General features: G+C 74.3%; 20 protein-coding genes. 13 read left to right on the top strand and 7 right to left on the bottom strand.

Annotated elements, in window-relative coordinates:
• Positions 1-38 precede the first annotated feature (38 nt).
• The 3 genes from AB0881_RS17790 to AB0881_RS17780 all read right to left on the bottom strand — a co-directional run bounded on the left by AB0881_RS17790 (position 39) and on the right by AB0881_RS17780 (position 3,592).
• Complete coding sequence (locus AB0881_RS17790; protein ID WP_366617999.1) at positions 39-869, bottom strand: DUF4253 domain-containing protein; 831 nt, start codon at positions 867-869, stop codon at positions 39-41.
• 120 nt (positions 870-989) lie between these two features.
• Positions 990-1,160, bottom strand: a complete 171-nt coding sequence (locus tag AB0881_RS17785) for a hypothetical protein (protein WP_366617998.1) — start codon at positions 1,158-1,160, stop codon at positions 990-992.
• 35 nt (positions 1,161-1,195) lie between these two features.
• Positions 1,196-3,592, bottom strand: a complete 2,397-nt coding sequence (locus tag AB0881_RS17780) for an FtsX-like permease family protein (protein WP_366617997.1) — start codon at positions 3,590-3,592, stop codon at positions 1,196-1,198.
• Between the two features lie 115 nt (positions 3,593-3,707).
• Between AB0881_RS17780 and AB0881_RS17775 the strand changes: the two genes are divergently transcribed.
• Both AB0881_RS17775 and AB0881_RS17770 read left to right on the top strand, forming a co-directional pair.
• Positions 3,708-4,943 (top strand): sensor domain-containing protein, encoded by a 1,236-nt coding sequence (locus AB0881_RS17775; RefSeq protein WP_366617996.1) that lies wholly within the window; start codon positions 3,708-3,710, stop codon positions 4,941-4,943.
• A complete protein-coding gene (locus AB0881_RS17770; RefSeq protein WP_366617995.1) occupies positions 4,931-5,569 on the top strand; it encodes a response regulator transcription factor in 639 nt (212 codons plus the stop codon). Before AB0881_RS17775 ends, AB0881_RS17770 begins: the two co-directional genes overlap by 13 nt.
• Here AB0881_RS17770 and AB0881_RS17765 read toward each other — a convergent pair.
• Positions 5,560-6,015, bottom strand: a complete 456-nt coding sequence (locus AB0881_RS17765) for a GNAT family N-acetyltransferase (RefSeq protein WP_366617994.1) — start codon at positions 6,013-6,015, stop codon at positions 5,560-5,562. The two genes, AB0881_RS17770 and AB0881_RS17765, sit on opposite strands and share 10 nt — an antisense overlap.
• Before the next feature lie 77 nt (positions 6,016-6,092).
• Here AB0881_RS17765 and AB0881_RS17760 point away from each other — a divergent pair, with 77 nt between their 5' ends.
• The 11 genes from AB0881_RS17760 to kynU all read left to right on the top strand — a co-directional run bounded on the left by AB0881_RS17760 (position 6,093) and on the right by kynU (position 18,543).
• Positions 6,093-8,453, top strand: coding sequence for a penicillin acylase family protein (locus AB0881_RS17760; protein WP_366617993.1), 2,361 nt, complete (start codon positions 6,093-6,095; stop codon positions 8,451-8,453).
• Between the two features lie 119 nt (positions 8,454-8,572).
• The gene (locus tag AB0881_RS17755) at positions 8,573-10,147 is read left to right on the top strand and encodes an ATP-binding cassette domain-containing protein (protein ID WP_366617992.1); all 1,575 of its coding nucleotides are present in this window, start codon (positions 8,573-8,575) and stop codon (positions 10,145-10,147) included.
• A gap of 106 nt (positions 10,148-10,253) precedes the next feature.
• Complete coding sequence (locus tag AB0881_RS17750; RefSeq protein ID WP_366617991.1) at positions 10,254-11,126, top strand: alpha/beta hydrolase; 873 nt, start codon at positions 10,254-10,256, stop codon at positions 11,124-11,126.
• Positions 11,127-11,240: 114 nt separating this feature from the next.
• Complete coding sequence (locus AB0881_RS17745; RefSeq protein ID WP_366617990.1) at positions 11,241-12,086, top strand: MBL fold metallo-hydrolase; 846 nt, start codon at positions 11,241-11,243, stop codon at positions 12,084-12,086.
• A gap of 155 nt (positions 12,087-12,241) precedes the next feature.
• On the top strand, positions 12,242-13,690 hold the full coding sequence (locus AB0881_RS17740; RefSeq protein ID WP_366617989.1) for a 2-hydroxymuconic semialdehyde dehydrogenase: 1,449 nt from the start codon (positions 12,242-12,244) through the stop codon (positions 13,688-13,690).
• A gap of 10 nt (positions 13,691-13,700) precedes the next feature.
• Complete coding sequence (locus tag AB0881_RS17735; protein WP_366617988.1) at positions 13,701-14,504, top strand: fumarylacetoacetate hydrolase family protein; 804 nt, start codon at positions 13,701-13,703, stop codon at positions 14,502-14,504.
• Complete coding sequence (locus tag AB0881_RS17730; protein ID WP_366617987.1) at positions 14,501-15,244, top strand: fumarylacetoacetate hydrolase family protein; 744 nt, start codon at positions 14,501-14,503, stop codon at positions 15,242-15,244. The genes AB0881_RS17735 and AB0881_RS17730 overlap by 4 nt, the downstream gene beginning before the upstream one ends.
• Positions 15,241-15,690, top strand: a complete 450-nt coding sequence (locus AB0881_RS17725) for a RidA family protein (protein WP_366617986.1) — start codon at positions 15,241-15,243, stop codon at positions 15,688-15,690. Before AB0881_RS17730 ends, AB0881_RS17725 begins: the two co-directional genes overlap by 4 nt.
• On the top strand, positions 15,687-16,262 hold the full coding sequence (locus AB0881_RS17720) for a 3-hydroxyanthranilate 3,4-dioxygenase (RefSeq protein ID WP_366617985.1): 576 nt from the start codon (positions 15,687-15,689) through the stop codon (positions 16,260-16,262). Before AB0881_RS17725 ends, AB0881_RS17720 begins: the two co-directional genes overlap by 4 nt.
• Positions 16,259-17,263: an amidohydrolase family protein gene (locus tag AB0881_RS17715; protein WP_366617984.1), complete on the top strand. Its 1,005-nt coding sequence runs from the start codon at positions 16,259-16,261 to the stop codon at positions 17,261-17,263. Before AB0881_RS17720 ends, AB0881_RS17715 begins: the two co-directional genes overlap by 4 nt.
• A 2-nt stretch (positions 17,264-17,265) precedes the next feature.
• Positions 17,266-18,543 (top strand): kynureninase, encoded by a 1,278-nt coding sequence (gene kynU, locus AB0881_RS17710; RefSeq protein WP_366617983.1) that lies wholly within the window; start codon positions 17,266-17,268, stop codon positions 18,541-18,543.
• 56 nt (positions 18,544-18,599) lie between these two features.
• On the opposite strand, the gene AB0881_RS17705 is transcribed toward kynU, so the two are convergent.
• Genes AB0881_RS17705 through AB0881_RS17695 form a run of 3 tightly spaced genes read right to left on the bottom strand, consistent with a single transcriptional unit; the run spans position 18,600 to position 21,058 of the window.
• A complete protein-coding gene (locus AB0881_RS17705; RefSeq protein WP_366617982.1) occupies positions 18,600-19,112 on the bottom strand; it encodes a luciferase family protein in 513 nt (170 codons plus the stop codon).
• Between the two features lie 54 nt (positions 19,113-19,166).
• Positions 19,167-19,838 (bottom strand): TetR/AcrR family transcriptional regulator, encoded by a 672-nt coding sequence (locus tag AB0881_RS17700; protein ID WP_366617981.1) that lies wholly within the window; start codon positions 19,836-19,838, stop codon positions 19,167-19,169.
• On the bottom strand, positions 19,835-21,058 hold the full coding sequence (locus AB0881_RS17695) for an acyl-CoA dehydrogenase family protein (RefSeq protein ID WP_366617980.1): 1,224 nt from the start codon (positions 21,056-21,058) through the stop codon (positions 19,835-19,837). The genes AB0881_RS17700 and AB0881_RS17695 overlap by 4 nt, the downstream gene beginning before the upstream one ends.
• Positions 21,059-21,065 lie beyond the last annotated feature (7 nt).

Below are 21,065 nucleotides of genomic sequence, written 5' to 3'. Positions count from 1 at the left end.
GCCAGGGCCAGGAGCCGCCGCTCAGGCCCACCGGAAGGTCAGTCCCACCAGAAGGACCACGACGTCTTGCCGCGGATCTCCTCGGCGTAGCCGGCGAGCGTGCCGGGCCCCTGGAAGAGGATGTCGGGGCAGAACGTCCAGTGCTCGGCCGCCACGTGGACCGCGTGCCGGGTCGTCAGCGGGGGAGAGGCCACGCTCAGCTCCAGGGTGTTGAAGCCCAGGCCGATGACGCGCGCCCCGAACCGCTCCTCCCAGCCGCGCACGACCGCGGCCAGCGGGGCGGCCCACTCGTTGTGGTTGAGCGCGCCCTGCCAACCCATCGCGGCCAGCGCGTCGGCGCCCCGATCCACCGCCGCCAGGCCCAGCGACAGGCCGCGCCGGGCGAGCACCCGCGCGTGCCGGTCGGCCAGCGCCTCCGGATCGTGCATCGGCGGGCCGGGCGCCGCCGGGCCCGGGCAGTGCAGCCCGAACGGCGCCAGGTCGTCGATGTCGTCCTCGGACGCCTGCTCCGACCAGTCGGCCCACACCTCGTACATGAACGCGCCGGGCGCGTAGTTGGCGACGTCGGCGACCGGCTCGGGCGCCACCTGCCCGGCCGCCCACGGCTGGTCGGACTCGTCCAGCAGCAGCGGCCACAGCCCCGACCGCGGATGCTCGGCCCGCAGCCGGGCCCACAGGTCCCCGCCGACCGGGTCGTCGCTGACCCAGAACGCGGGGCGCCGCACCAGCTGGTGCTGCGGGTAGCCGGGGTCCGGCCACACCACGTCCCCGTCGGGCAGCTCGGCCGACAGCGTCCGCTCGGCTGCTCCGTCGGCGAACAGCTGAGGAAGGTGGCCCGGCAGGCCGTGCCGGAGCTCTAGATCGTCCATCTCCCGCCGTTTCCGGTACAGATCATGCCAACAGGGATCTTGGCACTCCGGAGATGTTAACGGCGACGGCCCGGCCCGGGGGAAGGTCCTGCCGGGTTCGTTGGGACCGCCGCCCGCGGATCAGCCGTCGCGGCGCCGCCGCACCAGGTACTCGACCGCCAGTGCCAGCATCCCGGCGCCGGTCAGCGCCCCGATCACGATCTGGTACCAGGTGCCGTTCGCCAGCACGTTGAAGGTGACGTTGACCAGGAGCAGGAGGATGAACAGGCTCCAGCGCTTGCCGTTGTCCACGGGACTGCCTTTCTGTCGTTTCAGAGGAGTGGGACTCAGAGGACGGTGGGACGGCCCCGGCGCAGCAGCAGGCGCGCGGGGAGCATGGTGGCGGCGGTGCCCGAGCCCGCGATGAACAGCACGATCAGGGCCGCCGGAACGAGGGGCACGGACGGCAGCGGGAGCCCGGTCACGACCGTCGCGAACGCCATCAGCGTCACGGCGGCGATGAGCGTCCCGGCCGCCAGCCCGGTGCCGAGGACGATCGCGGTCTCGAGCCGCACCGCCCGCAGGACCTGGCGCCGGGTGGCGCCCGCCAGCCGCAGCAGCGTCAGCTCGCGGCCGCGCCCGGAGGTCGCCAGCGCGAGCGTGGTGACCAGGCCGATGACGATGAAGCCGGCGATGGCCGCGACGACGATGTGGCTCATGAAGCTCTGCAGCCGCAGCTCCTGCGACAGCCGCCCGTCCAGCGCCCCGGCCAGCAGCGCGCGGGCGCCGGCGTAGCGGGCCGCGACCGGCCGCAGGTCGGCGGTGCCCGCGACGAGGACGTGGTCGTCCAGCGGGGACGTGGCGTGCGCGGCGACCAGGTCGCGCGGCAGCAGCACGTCGCCGAGGCCGAGCCCGCGCTCGTAGATCGCGACCACCCGCGGCCTGATCCGGGTGCCGTCGCCGAGCCACAGCGGCTTGATCGCGCCGACCCGGGTGCCGCCGGCCACGTCCCGGCTGAGCGCGACCGCCGTGCCGCGCAGGTCGGCCAGCCGGCCGTCGGTGGCGCCCGGGTCGGTGGTGCGCTCCAGGCCCTCGGGGCTCACGCCGCGCGCGGGCAGCGACCGCAGCTGCTTGTCGCCCAGCTCGCTGACCGCCATGACGACCGTCGTCCGCTTCACCGCGGTCGCGGCCGTGACGCCCGGGGTGCGGCGCACGTCCCGTGCCGCGCCGGCGGGCAGCCCGGGGCCGGACGCGACCAGCACCTGGTCCGCCCGCGTCGCCTCCCGCGCCTGCACCTGCGTGGCGCGCGCCAGCGTGGACTGCACGAACAGCTGCGTCCCGGCGAACGCGACCGCCAGCGCCACCGGCGTCAGGATCGCGCCCGCCCGCATCGCGGCGGCGCCGGCGGCGCGCGCCGCCAGCCTGCCCATCCGCGGGTCCAGGCGCCGGATCGCGCCGCCGAGCGTGCGGGCGCCGAAGCGCGCGATCACCGGGCCGAGGAACGCGGTCGCCGCGATCAGCGAGAGGACCAGCCCGCCGACGGAGGCGGCCGCGGTGGAACCGGAGGTCAGGCCGGACACGCCCAGCGCGTTCGCGCCGATCACGAGGAAGACCACGCCGGTGATCCGCCGCCACCGGGGCAGCTCCGCGGGCTCGACGGCCGCCTCGCCGAGCGCCTGGACGGGCCGGATCCGGGCCAGCCGCAGCGACGCCAGCAGCGCGGCCGGCACCGCCGCCAGCAGCGCGACCAGGAACCCCGCCGCCGCGGGCCCGGGGCTCAGTGACAGGCCGAAGCCCTCGGGCAGGACCCCGTTGCGCACCATCGCCGCGTGCATCGCGGCGCCGAGGGCGAGCGACAGCGGCCCGCCGACGAGGCCGGCCCGGACCGCCGTCCGCGCGTTCTCCCGGACGATCGCGGCGCGCACCTGCCCGGACGTCGCGCCGATCGCCCGCAGCAGCGCGAACTCGCGGGCGCGCTCGCGGATCGACAGGGCGATCAGCCCGCCCACCACGATCAGCGCCGTCATGATCGCCACACCGCCGAACGACAGCGTCATCTCGATGAGGCCGGGCCGGGCGGCGGGCACGGCGAGGTTCTCCACGTCCCCGCGGTCGTCGCCCGTCGACACCTTCAGGCCGGGTGCCGCGGCGCGCAGCGCGTCCTCGTCCACCCCGGTCCCGAAGACCAGCAGCGCGTCGGCGCGGGCGGGGGGCAGCGCGAAGTAGCCGCCGTCGGAGACCAGCCCGGTCACCAGGTACGGGCGCGGGGTGCCGTCGACCTGCAGCCGCGCCCACCGCCCCACCTGGAACCCGGCGGAACCGGGCAGCGCGACCTCGTGGGCCGCCCGGGGCGCGCGGCCCGCGCGCAGGTCGGCCAGCCGGCTCCAGTTGTGGCCGGTCAGCGGCCGCCCGCCGGCGGGCGTGACGGGGAACGACACGTCCGCGACCACGTCCCGCACGCCCGGGACCCGGCGCAGCCGCTCGGCCGCCGCGGCCGGCACCCGCGCGCGCTCCGCCGCCGGCCGGGTCTGCGTCTCCGGCTTCGACCCCGCCGACTCGATCCGCGTCGAGACCTTCTGCGGCGCGCTGACCACGGCCGCCGCGGGCGCGTACCGCTCGACCGGCGCGTGCACGCGCAGCGCCGTCTCCAGCAGCACGCCGCACGCCCCGGCGAGCATGGCCGCGAACGCCAGCGCCACGAACACCCCGTGCCGGGACTTCACCTTGGTGGTATCGACTCTCACCTGGTCGAACGTAGGCTCGCGGGCGCGCCGGCACATGGGCGCGCGCTCCCGAATAGATGGTGTAGCCCGCTACACCGCGAGCCGGCCCACGGGTGCTCTACGGTTCATAGCGAACATGTACAGAGCACTCAGACGCAGCGCGGCCGCCTCGGTCTACCTGGTCGTCGGCCTGCGCACCGCACTGCCCTCGATGCTGGGCCTCTACCTGCTGCCGTTCGCGGGCCTGCTCGCGATGCTGTTCGTCCTGGTGCCCTGGCTGCCCGACGTGCTGCGGCCCGTCCGCGCGCTGGCCGGGATCGAGCGGCGCCGGGCCGGGCGGGCGCTCGGCCGCGAGATCCCCGAGCCGTACCCGGCGGTCGAGGGCCCCTCCCTGGAACGGGTCGTCCGGCTGCTGCGGGACCCGTCCACCTGGCGCGACCTCGCGTGGATGGTGCTGCACGGGCTCAGCGGGTTCCTCATGGGCGTGCTGGCGATCGGCCTGTGGCCGTCCATCCTGTTCGCGCTGTCGATGCCGCTGTGGTGGTGGGCGGCGCCCGAGGGGTCGATGTCGGCGTTCATCGTCCTGGACAGCTGGCCCAAGGCGCTGACGATGCCGTTCCTGCAGGCCGCGATCAACGCCGCCTGCCTGATCTGGCTGCTGCCGCACCTGGCGCGCTTCCAGGCCCGGCTGGCCGGGTGGCTGCTCGGGCCGTCGCGGCGGTCCAGCCTCACCGAACGGGTCGAGCGGCTGACCGAGACCCGCGCCGAGGCGCTGGAGGCCCACGGGGCCGAGCTGCGCCGCATCGAGCGGGACCTGCACGACGGCACCCAGGCGCAGCTCGTCGCCGTCGCGCTGCGGCTCGGCCTGGCCGACCGCCGGTTCGAGGCCGACCCGGACGCCGCCCGCGAACTCTTCCTCCAGGCGCGCGACGGCGTCGAGGAGGCGCTCACCCAGCTCCGCGCCGTCATCCGCGGCATCTACCCGCCGATCCTGTCCGACCGCGGCCTGCCCGGCGCGATCCGCACGCTCGCGGCCGGCCAGCACATCCCGGTACGGCTGGAGCTGCCCGGCGAGGCCGAGGCGCGGGTGCCCGCCGCCGTCGAGGCCGCCGCGTACTTCGTCGTCGCCGAAGCGCTCACCAACATCGCCCGGCACAGCGGCGCCACGAAGGCCGAGGTCGTGCTGCACCGCGCCGATTCGTCCCTGCGCGTCCTGGTACGGGACGATGGGAAGGGCGGTGCCGGCACCGCCGGCGGCAGCGGCCTGGCCGGGATCCGCCGGCGCGTCGCGGCGCTCGACGGGACGACCCGGATCGACAGCCCCGCCGGACAGGGAACGACGCTCGAAGTGGAGCTGCCGTGCGGATCGTGATCGCCGAGGACAACGCGCTGCTGCGCGAGGGGCTGGTGCTGCTGCTCACCACCGACGGGCACGAGGTGGCCGCGGTCGCCGAGGACGGCCCCGGCGTGCTGCCCGCCCTGCTGGAGCACCGGCCCGACGTCGCCGTCCTGGACGTGCGCCTCCCGCCCGGCTTCCGCGACGAGGGGCTGCGCGCCGCGATCGCCGCCCGCAAGGAGATCCCCGGCCTGCCGGTGCTCGTCCTGTCGCAGTACGTCGAGGAGACCTACGCCGCCGAGCTGCTGGCCGGCGGCGCCGGCGGCATCGGCTACCTGCTCAAGGACCGCGTCGGGCGCGTGGAGGAGTTCCTGGACGCCCTCCGGCGCGTCGCCGCCGGCGGCACCGCCCTGGACCCCGAGGTCGTCGCGCAGCTCATGACCAGCCGGCACGACCCGATCAGCTCCCTCACCCCGCGCGAGCGCGAGGTGCTCGGCCTCATGGCGCAGGGCCTGGACAACTCCACCATCGCCACCACGCTGGTCATCACCGAACGTTCGGTGAGCAAGCACATCGGCGCAGTGTTCGCCAAGCTCGGCCTGCCGCCGTCCGACTCGGGCCACCGCCGCGTGCTGGCCGTCCTCGCCTACCTCTACTCCTGACCGAGCCGCTTGGCGAAGAACACCCGGCGCAGCCCCTCGCCCTCCTCGCGGTGGGTCTCCACGTAGCCGCGGCGGCCGTAGTACGCGATGTTCTCGGTCATCGCCACGTTGGTGTATAGGCGGATCTCGCCGGCGCCCGCCTCGCGGGCGCGCCGTTCGGCCAGGCCGAGGAGCGCGCCGCCGACGCCGCGGCCCTGTGCGGACGGGTCCACGGCCACGTTCTTCAGCAGCAGGTGGTCGTCCTCGGCCGCCAGGACCGCGAACCCGAGCACGGCGCCCTCGTCCTCGGCCACCCACGTGTCGCCGGCCGCGACCTCGGCGGCGAAGTCGGCGACCATCGGCGGCGGCTCGACGCCGATGCGCGGCACGTACTTGGCGTACGCGGCACGGGCGATCCCGGCGAGGACCGGCACGTCGTCGGGCGTGGCGAGGCGGGTGCGCACCATGTGGCCAACCTACGCCCCTTGTCGGCGATGGTGTTCTGTGCCACTTTTGCGGGGCCCGTCGTGATCAAGGAGTGTGCATGCCCCGCACCGGCCTCCGCCGCCTGGGGACCGTGACGGTCCTGCTGGCCGCCGCGCTCTCGCCCGTCACCCTGCCGACCGTGCCCGCCGCGACCGCCGAGGGCGTTCAGGGCGGCCGGGGCCTGTCGGCGACGATCCGCTACACGGAGTACGGCATCCCGCACATCGTCGCCCGCGACTACGCGGGCCTCGGGTTCGGCACCGGGTACGCGGCCGCCCGCGACAACGTCTGCCTGCTCGCCCAGGGCATGGTCACGCTGCGCGGGGAGCGTTCCCGGTACTTCGGCGCGGAGGCCGCGCCGGACCAGTCGCTCACGTCCGCGACCACGAACCTGGCCAGCGACCTGTTCTTCCGGGAGATCAACGACAGCGGGGTCGTCGAGCGCCTGGCGCGGCGGCCCGCCCCGTACGGTCCCAGCCGCGAGGTGCGCGACCTGGGCCGCGGCTGGGCGGCCGGGTACAACGAGTACCTGCGCGAGGGGAAGATCACCGACCCGGCCTGCAAGGGCGCCCCGTGGGTCAGGCCGATCACCGAGCTGGACGTGACGCGCCGCGGCTACGCCCTCGCGATGCTCGGCGGCTCCGGCCGGATGGCCGACCAGATCGCCGCGGCTAGGCCCCCGTCCGGAACGGCCCAGGCGGCACCGGACCCGAAGCGGATCGCCGCCGAGGTCCAGGCCATGACGGCCGGCGCCGACATGGGCAGCAACGCGATCGCCGTGGGACGCGGCGCGACCGCGAACGGGCGCGGCCTCCTGCTCGGCAACCCGCACTACCCGTGGCACACCGGGCGCCGCTTCTGGCAGATGCACCAGACCATCCCCGGCCGTCTCGACGTCAGCGGCGGCGCCCTCCTCGGCTCGGTCTCGGTGTCGATCGGGCACAACTCCACGATGGCCTGGAGCCACACCGTCGCCACCGGCGTCCCGTTCTCGCTGGCGCAGCTCCGGCTCGTCCCCGGCGACCCCACCTCGTACCTGGTGGACGGGCGCGCGGAGAAGATGACGCAGCGCCGGATCACCGTCCCGGCCAGGCAGCCCGACGGCTCGGTGAAGCCGGTCACCGGCACGCAGTGGCGCACCCGCTACGGCCCGGTCGTCACCTCCCTCGGCTCGGTGCCGCTGCCCTGGACTCCGGAGAGCGCGTACGCGCTGAACGACCCCAACGCCGCCAACCTGCGCATCTCCAACACCTCCCTGGAACTCGGCAAGGCCCGCACGACCGACGAGGCGATCCGCGCGCTCAAGGGCACGCAGGGCATGCCGTGGGTCAACACCCTGGCCGCCGACGCGCGCGGCAAGGCCGTCTACGCCCAGATCCAGGTGCTCCCGAACATCACGAACGGCTTCGCCGACACGTGCAACACCCCTCTCGGCAAGGCCGTCTTCGCGTCCTCCGGCGTGGCGATCCTGGACGGCGCCACGTCGTCCTGCACCCCCGGCCACGCCAGAGGCGCCCTCCAGCCGGGCATCCTGTCCCCGGACCGCTACCCGGTGCTGGACCGGCCCGACTACGTCACCAACTCCAACGACAGCCACTGGCTCGCCAACCCCGAGCGCCCGCTGGAGGGCTACGACCGCATCATCGGCACCGAGCGCACGACCCGTTCGCTGCGCACCCGCAGCGGCCTGGTCGCCGTCGAGGACCAGCTGAAGAAGGGCCGCTTCACCCGCCAGGACATGCAGGACCTGGTATTCGCCAACCGCAACCATGCGGGCGAGCTGGCCGCCGAGGACACCGCCGCGATGTGCCGCGACATGAACCTCGGCCAGGTCTGCGATGTCCTCGCCCGCTGGGACCGCACGGCCGATACCGGCAGCAAGGGCGCCATCCTGTTCGACCGATACTGGCGCAAGGCGGCGCGCGCCTCCGACCTGTGGCGCGTCCCGTTCGACGCCTCCGACCCGGTGAACACCCCGCGCGGCCTCAACACCGCCTCGCCCGCCGTACGCAAGGCCCTGACCGACGCGATCGCCGAACTGCGCGACTCCGGCCTCCCGTTGGACGCGCCCTTGGGCGACCACCAGTACGTGACCCGCAACGGCGCGAGGATCCCGATCGGCGGCGGCACGGAGTCGCAGGGGATCCTCAACAAGATCGAGGCGACCTGGACGCCCGGCAAGGGCTACACCGAGGTCGAGCACGGCTCCAGCTACGTCCAGGTGGTCGCCTTCGGCCGCGGCCGCTGCCCCGACGTCCGCACGGTCCTCACCTACTCCCAGTCCGCCGACCCGACGTCCCCGCACTACGCCGACCAGACCCGCCTCTTCTCGCAGAACCGCTGGGTACGCACCCCGTTCTGCGAGAACGACATCAGGCGTTCCCCATCCCTGAAGGAGATCCGCCTCCGCGCGCACTAAGGAAGACCTGCGCATGCCTAGGTAGTATCCGACGCGAATCCCATCCACATGGGCCATCGCCGCGGAGTGCGGTTTCCCTACGTGCGGCACGGGCGTGATCCTCGTACGAGGAGGTTGGCGTGGGGCATGTCGAGGTCAGCCGGCTGTCCTACGCCCTGCCCGATGGGCGGGTGCTTCTCGACGACGTGTCGTTCCGGGTCGGGGAAGGGGCCAAGGCCGCGCTGGTGGGGCCGAACGGGGCGGGGAAGACCACGCTGCTGAGGCTCGTCGCGGGCGACCTGCGTCCGTCCCAGGGCGTGGTGGCGAGCACCGGCGGGCTGGGCGTCATGCGGCAGTTCATCGGCAGCGTCCGGGACGGGACGAGCGTGCACGACCTGCTGCTGTCGGTGGCGCCGGAGCCGGTCCGGAACGCCGCCGGACGCCTCGTCCGGGCGGAGCGGGAGCTGGGCGGCGACGAGCGGTCGCAGCTGGCGTACGCGCAGGCCGTCGCCGACTACGGTGACGCGGGCGGCTACGACGTCGAGGTCGTCTGGGACACGTGCGCCACGGCCGCGCTCGGGCTGCCCTTCGACGAGGTGAAGGAACGTCCCGTCACCACGCTGTCGGGCGGCGAGCAGAAGCGGCTGGTGCTGGAGGCGCTCCTTCGCGGGCCCGACGGCGTGCTGCTGCTGGACGAGCCCGACAACTACCTCGACGTCGCCGGCAAGGAGTGGCTCGCCGAGCGGCTGAACGCGGCGGGCAAGACCGTTCTGCTGGTCTCGCACGACCGGCGGCTGCTCGCCGACGTCGCCGACCGGATCGTCACCGTGGAGTCGGGCGACGTGTGGGTCCACGGCGGCGGTTACGCGGGCTACGCGCGGGCCAGGCGCGAACGCACCGAGCGGCTCCACGAGCTGCGCCGCCGGTGGGACGACGAGCACGCCCGGCTGAAGCGGCTCGTCCATACGCTGCGGCAGCGCGCCACCAACAACGACGCGGTCGCGTCGTCCTACCAGGCGGCCCGCACGCGGCTGAGGCGGTACGAGGAGGCGGGCCCGCCGCGCAGCGCGCCCAAGGAGCAGAACGTGCGGATGCGCCTGCGCGGCGGCCGTACGGGCAAGCGGGCGCTGGTGTGCGAGTCGCTCGGACTGACCGGGCTGCTGCGGCCGTTCGACACCGAGATCTGGTACGGCGAGCGCGTGGCGATGCTGGGCTCCAACGGGACGGGCAAGTCCTCGCTCCTCCGCCTGCTGGCCGGCGAGCCCGTCCCGCACACGGGGACGGCCCGGCTCGGCGCGCGGGTCGTGCCGGGGCACTTCGTCCAGACGCACACCCGGCCCGACCTGCACGGGCGGACGCCGGCGGAGATCGTGATGAGCGAGCACGCGCTGGTCCGCAACGACGCGATGGCGGCGCTGGCCCGGTACGAGCTGGCCCCGGCCGGAGGCCGCCCGTTCGAGACGCTGTCGGGCGGCCAGCAGGCGCGCCTCCAGATCCTGCTGCTGGAGTTGTCGGGTGCGACGCTGCTCCTCTTGGACGAGCCCACCGACAACCTCGACCTGGCCAGTGCCGAGGCTCTCCAGCAGGGGCTGGAGGGATTCGCGGGGACGGTCCTGGCCGTGACCCACGACCGCTGGTTCGCCGCCGACTTCGACCGCTACCTCATCTGCGGGACGGACGGGAGCGTCCGGGAGTCCGACGCGCCGGTCCATTGAGGGAGGGCCGGGGTGAGATCATGGCGCTCGCGGCCGCCGATCTCGGCCCGGACACGGCGGCGCGCGGATCGCTTCCCGCTGACCGGGCGGAACGGCACCTGACGGTATGAACCTGCACGACTGGCCCGGCCGCGAACTCTCCGACGGCGAACTCGACACCGCCTACAACGTGCGCGCCAAGGCCGGCGAGGAGCTCTTCGCCCGCCATATGGCCCGCTACCGCTCGATGTCGGACGCGGCGGTCGAGGGCCTGAACGGCCGTCCGGGGATCGTCTACGACGCGGCGAGCGGCGAGGCGCTGGACGTGTGGGGGATCGAGGACGGGCGGCTTCGCCCGGTCTTCGTCTTCGTGCACGGCGGTTACTGGCGGGCGCTGTCGCGCGGCGACTCGGCGTTCATGGCCCGGATGCTGGACGGCCAGGGGATCGCCACGGTCGTCCCGGACTACACGCTCGCCCCGCGGGCCACGCTTGAGGAGATCGTCCGGCAGGTGCGGGCGGCGGTCGCCTGGGTCTACCGCGAGGGGCGCGCCCACGGGCTCGACCCGGAGCGGATCGTCGTCGGCGGCAGCTCGGCCGGCGGCCATCTGACCGGCATGGTCATGGCCGGCGGCTGGCAGGCGGAGCTGGGGATCCCGGAGGACGCGGTCAAGGCGGCGATGCCGTTCAGCGGGCTGTTCGACCTGCGCCCGCTCCAGCGCGTGTACGTCAACGAGTGGCTGGGCCTCGACACCGAGCGCGCGGCGGCGCTCAGCCCGGAGCTGCTCCCGGCCGGGCGCCGCTGCCCGGCCGTGGTCGCGGTCGCCGAGCACGACGGGGCGGGCTTCCTGGAGCAGTCCAGCCGCTTCGCCGCGTACTGGGGCGGCGCGGCGGAGCTGATGGTCGTGCCGGACCGCGACCACTTCGACGTGGTCCTGGACCTGGCCGACCCGGAATCCCAGGTGAGCCGCGCCCTGCTGGGCCTCGTGCGCTCCATCTGAGTAGGTATGCCCGTACGGGCATGGCGGGCTCGCCAAACGCTATTAGTGCGGCATGCCTCCGTCCGCCTAGTGTTCGGTCCAGAGCGCCGAGGGCCGGCGCCCGGGAGGACGCACGTGGGCACGGACACCAGCCCGCCGAGCATGGACCTCGGCGGGATCACGGTCACCTGGCTGGCCGACATCCCGAGCATGGCGTTCGCGCCGGACGACCTGCTGGCGGCCGGGACCGGGGACCCGGGGCCGGGCGCGGACCTCGACCTGACGTTCGGCGCGTACCTGATCACGACCGGCGACGCGGCCGTGCTGGTCGACGCGGGCGTGGGGGACGGCAAGTCCCGCTCCCGCCCGGGCTGGAACGGGCGCGCGTCCGGCGCCCTGCCCGCCGCCCTCGCCAGGGCCGGGCTCGCCCCGGCCGACATCGGCGCCGTCCACCTCACCCACCTGCACGCCGACCACGTCGGCTGGAACACCGCCTGGGACGGGGAGTGCTGGGCCCCGGCCTTCCCCGAGGCGCGCTACCTGGCCCTCGGGGACGAGCTGAGCTGGGCGCGGGAGGGGTACGAGCGCGATCCGGGCGTCCTGTACGGCTCGTACGCCGACAGCGTCCTGCCGCTGATCGAGCGCGACCGGCTCGATGCGGTCGAGGACGGCTTCCGGATCCGCGGCGGGGTCGAGGTCCGCGCCGTCCCCGGGCACACCCCGGGCTCGTCGGCCGTGATCGTGCGGGGCTCCCGCGGGACGGCGGTGATCGCCGGCGATCTGATCCACCATCCGCACCAGTTCGCGCACCCGCTGACCTGCTCGCGCTTCTGCGTGGACCGGGCGGGGTCCGCGCGGGCCAGGCGCGCGGTGCTGGGCTGGATCGCGGACCATGGCGCCGTGCTGATGCCGGCGCATTTCGGCTGGGGGACGGTCGACGCCGCGGACGGCGGATTCCGCTTCCGCCCGCTCCCGCGCTGATATAGCCGGAACGCAATACCTCGCGAAGCAACTGGTATTGGACCGGCATAGCGAGCGGGCAGATGATGGCGGGACGACGAGGCAACCGAGCGGCACCGAGCAAGAACCGAGCGGCAACCGAGCGGTATCGAGAACGAGAGGAGGGCGACGGGTTCATGAAGCCGGCCCATTACGTTGGCGGGAGCTTCCTCGCGGGCGAGCCCGGCGGGACGGTGTTCCCGCTGGTCGACCCCGTCGACGGGACCGAGCGCGGGCAGGTGCCCGAGGCGTCCCGGGAGACGGTCGGCGCGGCGGTGGCGGCGGCGCGCGCGGCGCTGGAGGGCGGCTGGGGCGCGACCGGCGACACCGAGCGGGCGGCGGCGCTGCGGCGGATCGCCGACGGTATCGAGGCCCGCTTCGACGAGTTCGTCGACGCGGAGACCGGCGACACCGGCAAGCCGCGCGAGCTGGCCGCGACCGTCGACATCCCGCGCGCCATCGGCAACTTCCGCGCCTACGCCGACCTGCTGTACGGGCGGCCGGAGCGGTCGTACACGACGCGGATCCCCGGCTGGAGCGCCGGCGCGGGCGGGCAGGCCCTGAACTACACCGTCCGCCGCCCGCTCGGCGTCGTCGCGATCGTCTCCCCGTGGAACCTGCCGCTGCTCCTGCTGACCTGGAAGGTCGCCCCGGCGCTCGCGGCCGGGAACGCCGTGGTCGCCAAGCCGTCGGAGGAGACGCCGTCCACCGCGACCCTGCTGGCCGCGGTGATCGACGAGGCGGGGCTGCCGGCCGGCGCGTTCAACCTGGTGCACGGGCACGGCGCGGGCGCGGCGGGGGAGTTCCTCACCGGCCATCCGGGCGTGGACGCGATCGCGTTCACCGGCGAGTCGGCGACCGGCGCGGCCATCATGCGCAACGCCGCCGACCACGTCACCCCGGTGTCGTTCGAGCTGGGCGGCAAGAACCCGGCGCTGGTCTTCGCCGACGCCGACCTGGAGGCCGCCATCGACGGCACGGTCCGCTCCTCGTTCACCCACTCCGGTCAGATCTGCCTGTGCACCGAGCGGGTGTACGTCGAGCGCCCGGTCTTCGAGGAGTTCGTCGCGGCGCTCGGCGAGCGGGCGCGGGCGCTGGACGGGTACGGGCCGATGATCTCGGCCGAGCACCGCGACAAGGTGCTGTCGTACTACCGGCTGGCCCGCGAGGAGGGCGCCACGGTCGTGGCGGGCGGCGGCGCGCCGGAGTTCGGCGACCGCCGCGACGGCGGCTTCCACGTGCAGCCGACCGTGCTGACCGGGCTGCCCGAGACCGCCCGCGCGGTCCGCGAGGAGATCTTCGGGCCGGTGTGCCACGTCGCCCCCTTCGACACCGAGGAGGAGGCCCTGGCGCTGGCCAACGACAGCCGGTACGGGCTGGCCGCCACCGTGTGGACCCGCGACCTGTCGCGGGCGCACCGGGTGGCGCCCCGCGTCGAGGCCGGGATCGTGTGGGTGAACTGCTGGAACCTGCGCGACCTGCGGACCCCGTTCGGCGGGGTGAAGGCCTCGGGGATCGGGCGCGAGGGCGGGGAATACTCCCTGGACTTCTTCTCCGAACCCGTCAACGTCTGCGTGCAGATCTGAGAGTGAGCCCGTGACAGACAAAGCCATCGACGCCGCCGCCGCGCGCCTCCTGGAGGCGCACGCGACCGGCGTCCCTTGCGCGCCCGTCCGCGACCTGATCGGCCCCGACCAGGCGTACGACGTGCAGCGGCACCTGACCAAGCACTGGCTGGCCGAGGGCCGCCGCCCGGTCGGCCGCAAGATCGGCCTGACCTCGGCGGCGGTGCAGCGGCAGCTCGGCGTGGACAGCCCCGACTTCGGGATGCTGTGGGCCGACACCGCCGTGCCCGACGGCGCCGAGATCCCGGCCGGGGCGGTCATGCAGGGCCGCGCCGAGGCCGAGGTCGCGCTCGTCCTGGAACGCGACCTGACGCACGAGCGGCACACCGCCGCCGACCTGATCCGCGCGACCGCGTTCGCGCTGCCCGCCATCGAGATCGCCGGCAGCCGCGTCCGCGACTGGGACATCACGCTCGCCGACACCGTCGCCGACAACGCCTCGTCCGGCATGTACGTCCTCGGCAACCGCCCGGTGCCGCTGGCGGACGTCGACCTGCGGCTGTGCGGCATGGTCCTGGAACGGCGCGGCGAGCAGCTGTCGACCGGCACCGGCGCCGCCTGCCTCGGCCACCCGCTGAACGCGGCGCTCTGGCTGGCCGACACCCTCGCCCGCGTCGGCAACCCGCTGCGCGCGGGCGACACCGTCCTGACCGGCGCGCTCGGACCCATGGTCCCGGCCGTTCCCGGCGACGTGCTGGAGGCCCGGATCGAGGGCCTGGGGGACGTCCGCGTCGCGTTCGCCCCAGAGGACACGGAAGAGACGGAAGCATCATGAACGACATCGAGGCGCTGGCCGGGACGCTGGACGCGGCCGTCCGGGACGCCCGCGCGATCCCGCGGCTGACCGACAAGGCCGAGCTGGACGTGGACGCCGCGTACGCCGTCCAGCGCGCCGTGATCCGGCGCCGGGTGGCGCGGCACGAGCGGCTCGCCGGGGTGAAGATGGGCTTCACCAGCAAGGCCAAGATGGTGCAGATGGGCGTCCACGACGTCATCTGGGGGCTGCTCACCGACGCGATGCTGATCGAGTCGCGGGTGGACGTGGGACGCCTGATCCATCCGCGGATCGAGCCGGAGATCGCGTACCTGATCGGCCGGCCGGTCCGCTCGGCCGCCGACGTGGACGCGGCGGTGGCCGGCGTCGCGGTCGGGTTCGAGGTGCTGGACTCGCGCTACGAGGACTTCTCGTTCACGCTCCCCGACGTGATCGCCGACAACGCGTCCGCGGCCGGGTACGGCGTCGGGGCCTGGCACGACCCCCGCGACGTCGCCAACGTCGGCATGCTGATGGAGATCGACGGCCAGGCCGTGCAGGCCGGGTCGTCGGCGGCGATCCTCGGCGACCCGATGCGCTCGCTGCGGGCCGCGGCGCGGCTGGCCGGGCAGGCCGGGATCACGCTGGAGCCCGGCTGGGTGGTGCTGGCGGGCGCCGCGACGGCGGCCGTGCCGCTGCCGGCGGGCGCGCACGTCCGGGTGACCGCGTCCGGGCTCGGCTCGGTGGAGGTGACGACATGAGCCGCGACGGGACGGCGGGCGGGGACGCGCTGCTGGTCGAGGGCAAGGCCAGGCCGCGCGGGCGCTTCCCGCACGTGAAGCGCGCCGGCGATTTCGTGTTCGTGTCCGGGACGAGCTCGCGCCGCCCCGACGGGACGTTCGCGGGCGCGAGCGCCGACCCGATGGGCGTCACCGACCTCGACATCCGCGAGCAGACCCGCGCCGTGATCGAGAACGTCCGCGACCTGCTGAAGGCGGCCGGGGGAGACCTGTCCGACCTGGTCAGCGTGACCACCTACCTGGTGAACATGAACGACTTCGGCGGCTACAACGAGGTCTACGGCGAGTACTTCGACGAGACCGGGCCGGCCCGCACGACCGTGGCCGTCCACCAGCTGCCGCACCCCCATCTGCTGATCGAGATCTCGTGCACGGCGCACATCCCGGTGAAGGAGGCTGGATCATGACCGAGCTGCCGAAGCTGTCGTTCGGGCGGCCGTTCAACTTCGAGCGGTGGATCGACGAGCACCGCCACCTGCTGAAGCCGCCGGTCGGCAACGTGCAGGTCTGGCAGGACTCCGGGCTGATCGTGATGGTGATCGGCGGGCCCAACCAGCGCACCGACTTCCACGACGACCCGGCGGAGGAGTACTTCTACCAGCTCAAGGGCAACATGGTGCTGCGCGTCATGGAGGAGGAGGGCAAGCCGCCGGTCGACGTGCAGATCAACGAGGGCGACGTCTTCCTGCTGCCGCCGCACGTCCGGCACTCCCCGCAGCGGCCCGAGGAGGGCAGCATCGGGCTGGTCGTGGAGATCGCGCGGCCCGAGGGCACCCGCGAGGCGTTCGAGTGGTACTGCGTGAACTGCCACCGGCTGGTGCACCGCGCCGACCTCCAGGTGCGCTCGATCGTCGACGACCTGCCGCCGGTGTTCCAGGCCTTCTACGACGGTGACCGCACGTGCGGCCACTGCGGCGCGGTGCACCCCGGGAAGCTGTGGCCGGAGGACATGCGCCCGGCGACCGAGGTACGCCGGTGAGCGTGATCGACGTCCACGCGCACGTGTTCCCGCGCGTGTCCAGGGACGAGGCGCGCGTGCTGGCGGGCGCGGGGGAGCCGTGGCTGCGCGAGGACGGCGGCGGCGCCGGGATGATGATGAGCGGCGACGCCGAGTACCGGCCGGTCCGCGCCGAGCTGTGGGACGCGGCGGCCCGGGTCGCCGCGATGGACCGCACCGGCGTGGACGTGCAGGCGGTCTCGTCGACCCCGCTGATGTTCGGGTACGCGGCGGAGCCCGCCCGCGCCGCCGAGTGGTGCGAGCTGGTCAACCAGCGGATCCTCGAATACTGCGGGGAGGCCCCGGACCGGCTGCTGCCGCTGTGCCAGGTCCCGCTGCAGGACCTCGACCTGGCCTGCGCGGCCGTCACCAAGGCCGCCGCGGCGGGCCACCGGGGCGTGCACATCGGCAACCACGTCGGCGCCCGCTACCCCGACGACGACGGGATCGTCGCGTTCCTCGCGCACTGCGCCGCGGAGGGCATGCCGGTGCTGATGCACCCGTGGGACATGCTCGGCGGGGACCGGATGGCCGGCCGGTACATGCTGCCGTGGCTGGTCGGGATGGGCGCCGAGACGCAGCTGTCGATCCTGTCGCTGATCCTGTCCGGGGCGTTCGAGCGGATCCCGGAGTCGCTGCGGCTGTGCTTCTGCCACGGCGGCGGCAGCTTCGCGTTCATGCTGGGACGCGCCGACAACGCCTGGCACAACCGCGACATCGTCCGCGCGGACTCGCCGCGGCCGCCGTCGGCGTACACCGGCCGGTTCTTCGTCGACTCGGCCGTGTTCGACCCGCGGGCGCTGCGGCTGCTGGTCGAGGTGATGGGCGCGGACCGGGTGATGCTCGGCACCGACTTCCCGTTCCCGCTCGGCGAGCTGGAGCCGGGCTCGACCGTACGGGCGTGCGCGGAGCTGGGCGCCGCCGACCGCGCGGCCATCCTCGGCGGCAACGCGCGCCGCTTCTTCGGGCTGTCAGAGGAGTGAGCGTGGACCGTACCCGCGGAACGGAGGAGGCGGAGGAGGAGGCGCGGCGGCTCGACGCCGCCGACCCGCTGCCGGCGCTGCGCGGCGAGTTCCACGTGCCGCCCGCGCCGGGCGGCGCGTACGCGGAGGCCGCCTACTTCGCCGGCAACTCCCTCGGCCTCCAGCCCCGGAGCGTCGCCCGCTACCTGGAGGAGGAGCTGGCGGACTGGTCCCGGCTGGCCGTCGAGGGCCACACCCGCGGCCGCCGCCCCTGGGTGGACTACCACGAGCAGGCCCGCGAGCCCGCCGCGCGCCTGGTGGGGGCGCTGCCGCACGAGGTCGTCGCGATGAACTCGCTGACGGTCAACCTGCACCTGATGATGGCGACGTTCTACCGGCCGGCGGGGGAGCGCACCCGGATCGTCATCGAGGACACCGCGTTCCCGTCCGACTCGTACGCGGTGTACAGCCAGGCCGTCCACCACGGCCTGGACCCGGAGGCGGCCGTCGTGCGGCTGCGGCCGCGCGCGGGCGAGGAGCACCTGCGCACCGAGGACGTCGTCGCGTACCTCGAAGGCGAGGGCGGGCGGGTCGCGCTGGTGCTGCTCGGCGGGGTCAACTACCTGACCGGCCAGCTGATGGACATGGAGCCGATCACCAAGGCTGGCCGCGCCGCCGGCGCCGTCGTCGGCTGGGACCTGGCGCACGCGGCCGGCAACGTCCCGCTGCGCCTGCACGACTGGGACGTCGACTTCGCGGCCTGGTGCACCTACAAGTACCTCAACAGCGGGCCGGGCGCGGTCGCCGGCTGCTTCGTCCACGAGCGGCACGTCCGCGACGCGGGCCTGCCGAGGCTGTCGGGCTGGTGGGGAACGGATCCGGCGACGCGGTTCCGGATGGAGCCGCGCATCGCGCCGCCCGCCTCGGCCGACGCCTGGCAGCTGTCCAACCCGCCGATCCTCGCGCTGGCGCCGGTGCTGGCGTCGCTGGAGCTGTTCGACCGGACGGGCATGGCCGCGCTGCGCGCCAAGAGCGAGCGGCTCACCGCGTACCTGGCGGGACGGCTGGCGGCCGTTCCCGGGCTGGCGGTCGTCACCCCGGACGATCCGGCGGCGCGCGGCTGCCAGCTGTCGATCCGCGTCGCCGACGCGGGCGGGCTCACCGAGCGCCTCGCGGAGTCGGCCGGCGTGATGGCCGATGCCCGGGAGCCCGACATCGTCCGCCTCGCGCCGGTGCCGCTGTACTCCACGTTCCACGACTGCCACCGCGCCGCCGTGGCCCTGGAGGAACTCCTCGGCTGATCGCAGGGGACCCCGACCGGCCGCGACCCGGTGCCGATGCTCGACCGGACCGGCCGCTACCCGGCGCTGCGCCGCCCGTCCGCGGCGGGCGGCGGGCCCGTGCGGTGCATGAGGCGGAACTGGCTCAGCGGCATGGGCGAACCGCCACCCGCGGTGACGAGGGCGGCCAGCCGGTCCGGCGCGATGCCGCCGGCCGCGGCGCTGCACGGCGCCCCGGGGCGCGGCACGGCGCCCGGCGCGCTCCCCGCCTTGATCGCCACGCTCGCCAGCGAGGCGACCATGGCCAGGTCGGAGTCGGTGTCCAGGCGTACCGCGACCCATTCGCCGCCGGGGATGAACGCCACCCGCCCGGAGTCGGCGAGGACCTCGCCGAGCCGGCCGATGACGGGCCGGGTCAGCCGCAGCTCGGCCACCGCGCCGCCGTGCAGGTGCACGATCTGGACACCGCCCGCCGCGAGGGCGGTGCCGGTGCCGCACTCCGCCCGCTCCCGGCTCACCCCCGGCCAGCGGGCGAGCCGGTCCGCGATACGGACATCATTGGAAGTCGCGCCACTCCCGTCGGCTGCCACCTGTCCATAGTCGCGTCCAGATGGCGGTACGCGGAACCGGCCGAGTCGAAATCGTTACGAGGGCGGAGCCGGCAGGCGCTCCCCGGAGCGCAGCCGGTCGAGCCCCAGCCAGACGAACTCGACCGCCATCTGCTCGGCCCGCTCCCGCGCGGTGTCGGGGTGCTCCAGCCACCACGACACCATCGACAGCATCGACCCGTACATGAGCGGCACCAGCAGCCGGGCCCGCCGCTCGTTGGCGGCCAGCGCCGCTGGCGACAGCGCCGGATCGGCGCGGCGGCGCCGCAGCAGCAGGTCGGCGAACGCGGTGCCGAGCCGTTCGCGCAGCTCGCGCAGGCCCAGCCCGACCTCGGGCTTGTCCAGGTGCCGGATCACCAGCGCCCAGGCGTCCGGCTCCTCGGTGGCGTAGTCGAACAGCACCCGCACCATCGCGCGGATGCCCTCCATCGAGTCCTGCTGCTTGAGCACCTCGGCGTTGAGCCGCCCGGTCAGCTCGGCGACGATCGCCTCGCTCACCTCGACGAACAGGTCCTCCTTGGAGGTGAAGTGCTGGTAGAGCAGCGCCTTGGAGACCTGCGCGGCCGCGGCCACGTGCTCCATCTGCGTGAGGTGGTAGCCCCGGCGGCCGAACTCGGCCAGCGCCACCCCGAGCAGCTGCTCCCGCCGCCGGGCGTGCGGCATCCTGCGCCGCACGCCCGGAACGGCCTCCCCCGTCTCGTTCGTCATTTCCCGAGGTACTTGCCCAGCTCGGTGCGGGCCACGGACCGCACGTGGACCTCGTCGGGCCCGTCGGCCAGCCGCAGCGTGCGCAGCCCCGCCCACATCGCGGCCAGCGGCGTGTCGTCGCTGACGCCGGCGCCGCCGTGCACCTGGATCGCGCGGTCCACGACCTCCAGCGCCACCCGCGGCGCGATCACCTTGATCGCCGCGACCTCGGCGCGGGCGCCCTTGGGGCCGTGCTTGTCGATCAGCCACGCGGTCTTGAGGGTGAGCAGCCGGGCCTGCTCGATCGCCATCCGGGACTCGGCGATCTGCTGCTGCACCACGCCCTGCCGGGCCAGCTCCTTGCCGAACGCGACGCGGGACGCGGCGCGCTCGCACATCAGCTCCAGCGCCCGCTCGGCCATGCCGATGGCGCGCATGCAGTGGTGGATGCGGCCGGGGCCGAGCCGGGCCTGCGCGATGGCGAAGCCGCCGCCCTCCTCGCCGATCAGGTTCTCCACCGGCACCCGCACGTCGGTCAGCGTGATCTCGCAGTGGCCGTGCTGGTCGGAGTAGCCGAACACGGGCAGCGGCCGGACGATCTCCACGCCGGGCGCGTCCAGCGGCACCAGGACCATGGACTGCTGCTGGTACGGGTGGGCGTCCGGGTCGGTCTTGCCCATCAGGATCATGATCTTGCAGCGCGGGTCGGCCGAGCCGCTGATCCACCACTTGCGGCCGTTGATGACGTAGTGGTCGCCGTCGCGCTCGATCCGGGTGGCGATGTTGCGGGCGTCGGAGCTGGCCACGTCCGGCTCGGTCATCCCGAACGCCGAGCGGATCTCGCCGTCCAGCAGCGGCCTGAGCCAGCGCTCCTTCTGCTCGGGCGTGCCGAACAGGTGCAGCACCTCCATGTTGCCGGTGTCGGGCGCCGCGCAGTTGGTCGCCTCGGGCGCGAGGTTCGGCGAGCGGCCGGTGACCTCGGCCAGCGAGGCGTAGTCGGTGACCGACAGGCCGTGCGCCGGGTCCTCGCTGCCGGGCAGGAAGAGGTTCCACAGGCCGCGCTTGCGCGCCTCGACCTTGAGCTCCTCCACCACCGGCGGGACGGTGTGCTCCTGGCCGGCGGCCCGCAGCCCGCGGCGCTGCTCGGCGTAGAGGGGCTCGGCGGGGTAGACGTGGGAGTCCATGAAGTCCTGGAGGCGGCCGAGGTAGTCCTGGGCCCGCCCGCTCAAACCGAAGTCCATTCCGCTA

This window comes from Spirillospora sp. NPDC029432, from assembly GCF_040703975.1.
In the GTDB taxonomy this organism is placed as follows: Bacteria; Actinomycetota; Actinomycetes; order Streptosporangiales; family Streptosporangiaceae; genus Spirillospora.
This window is presented reverse-complemented; position numbering and strand designations above follow the sequence as displayed.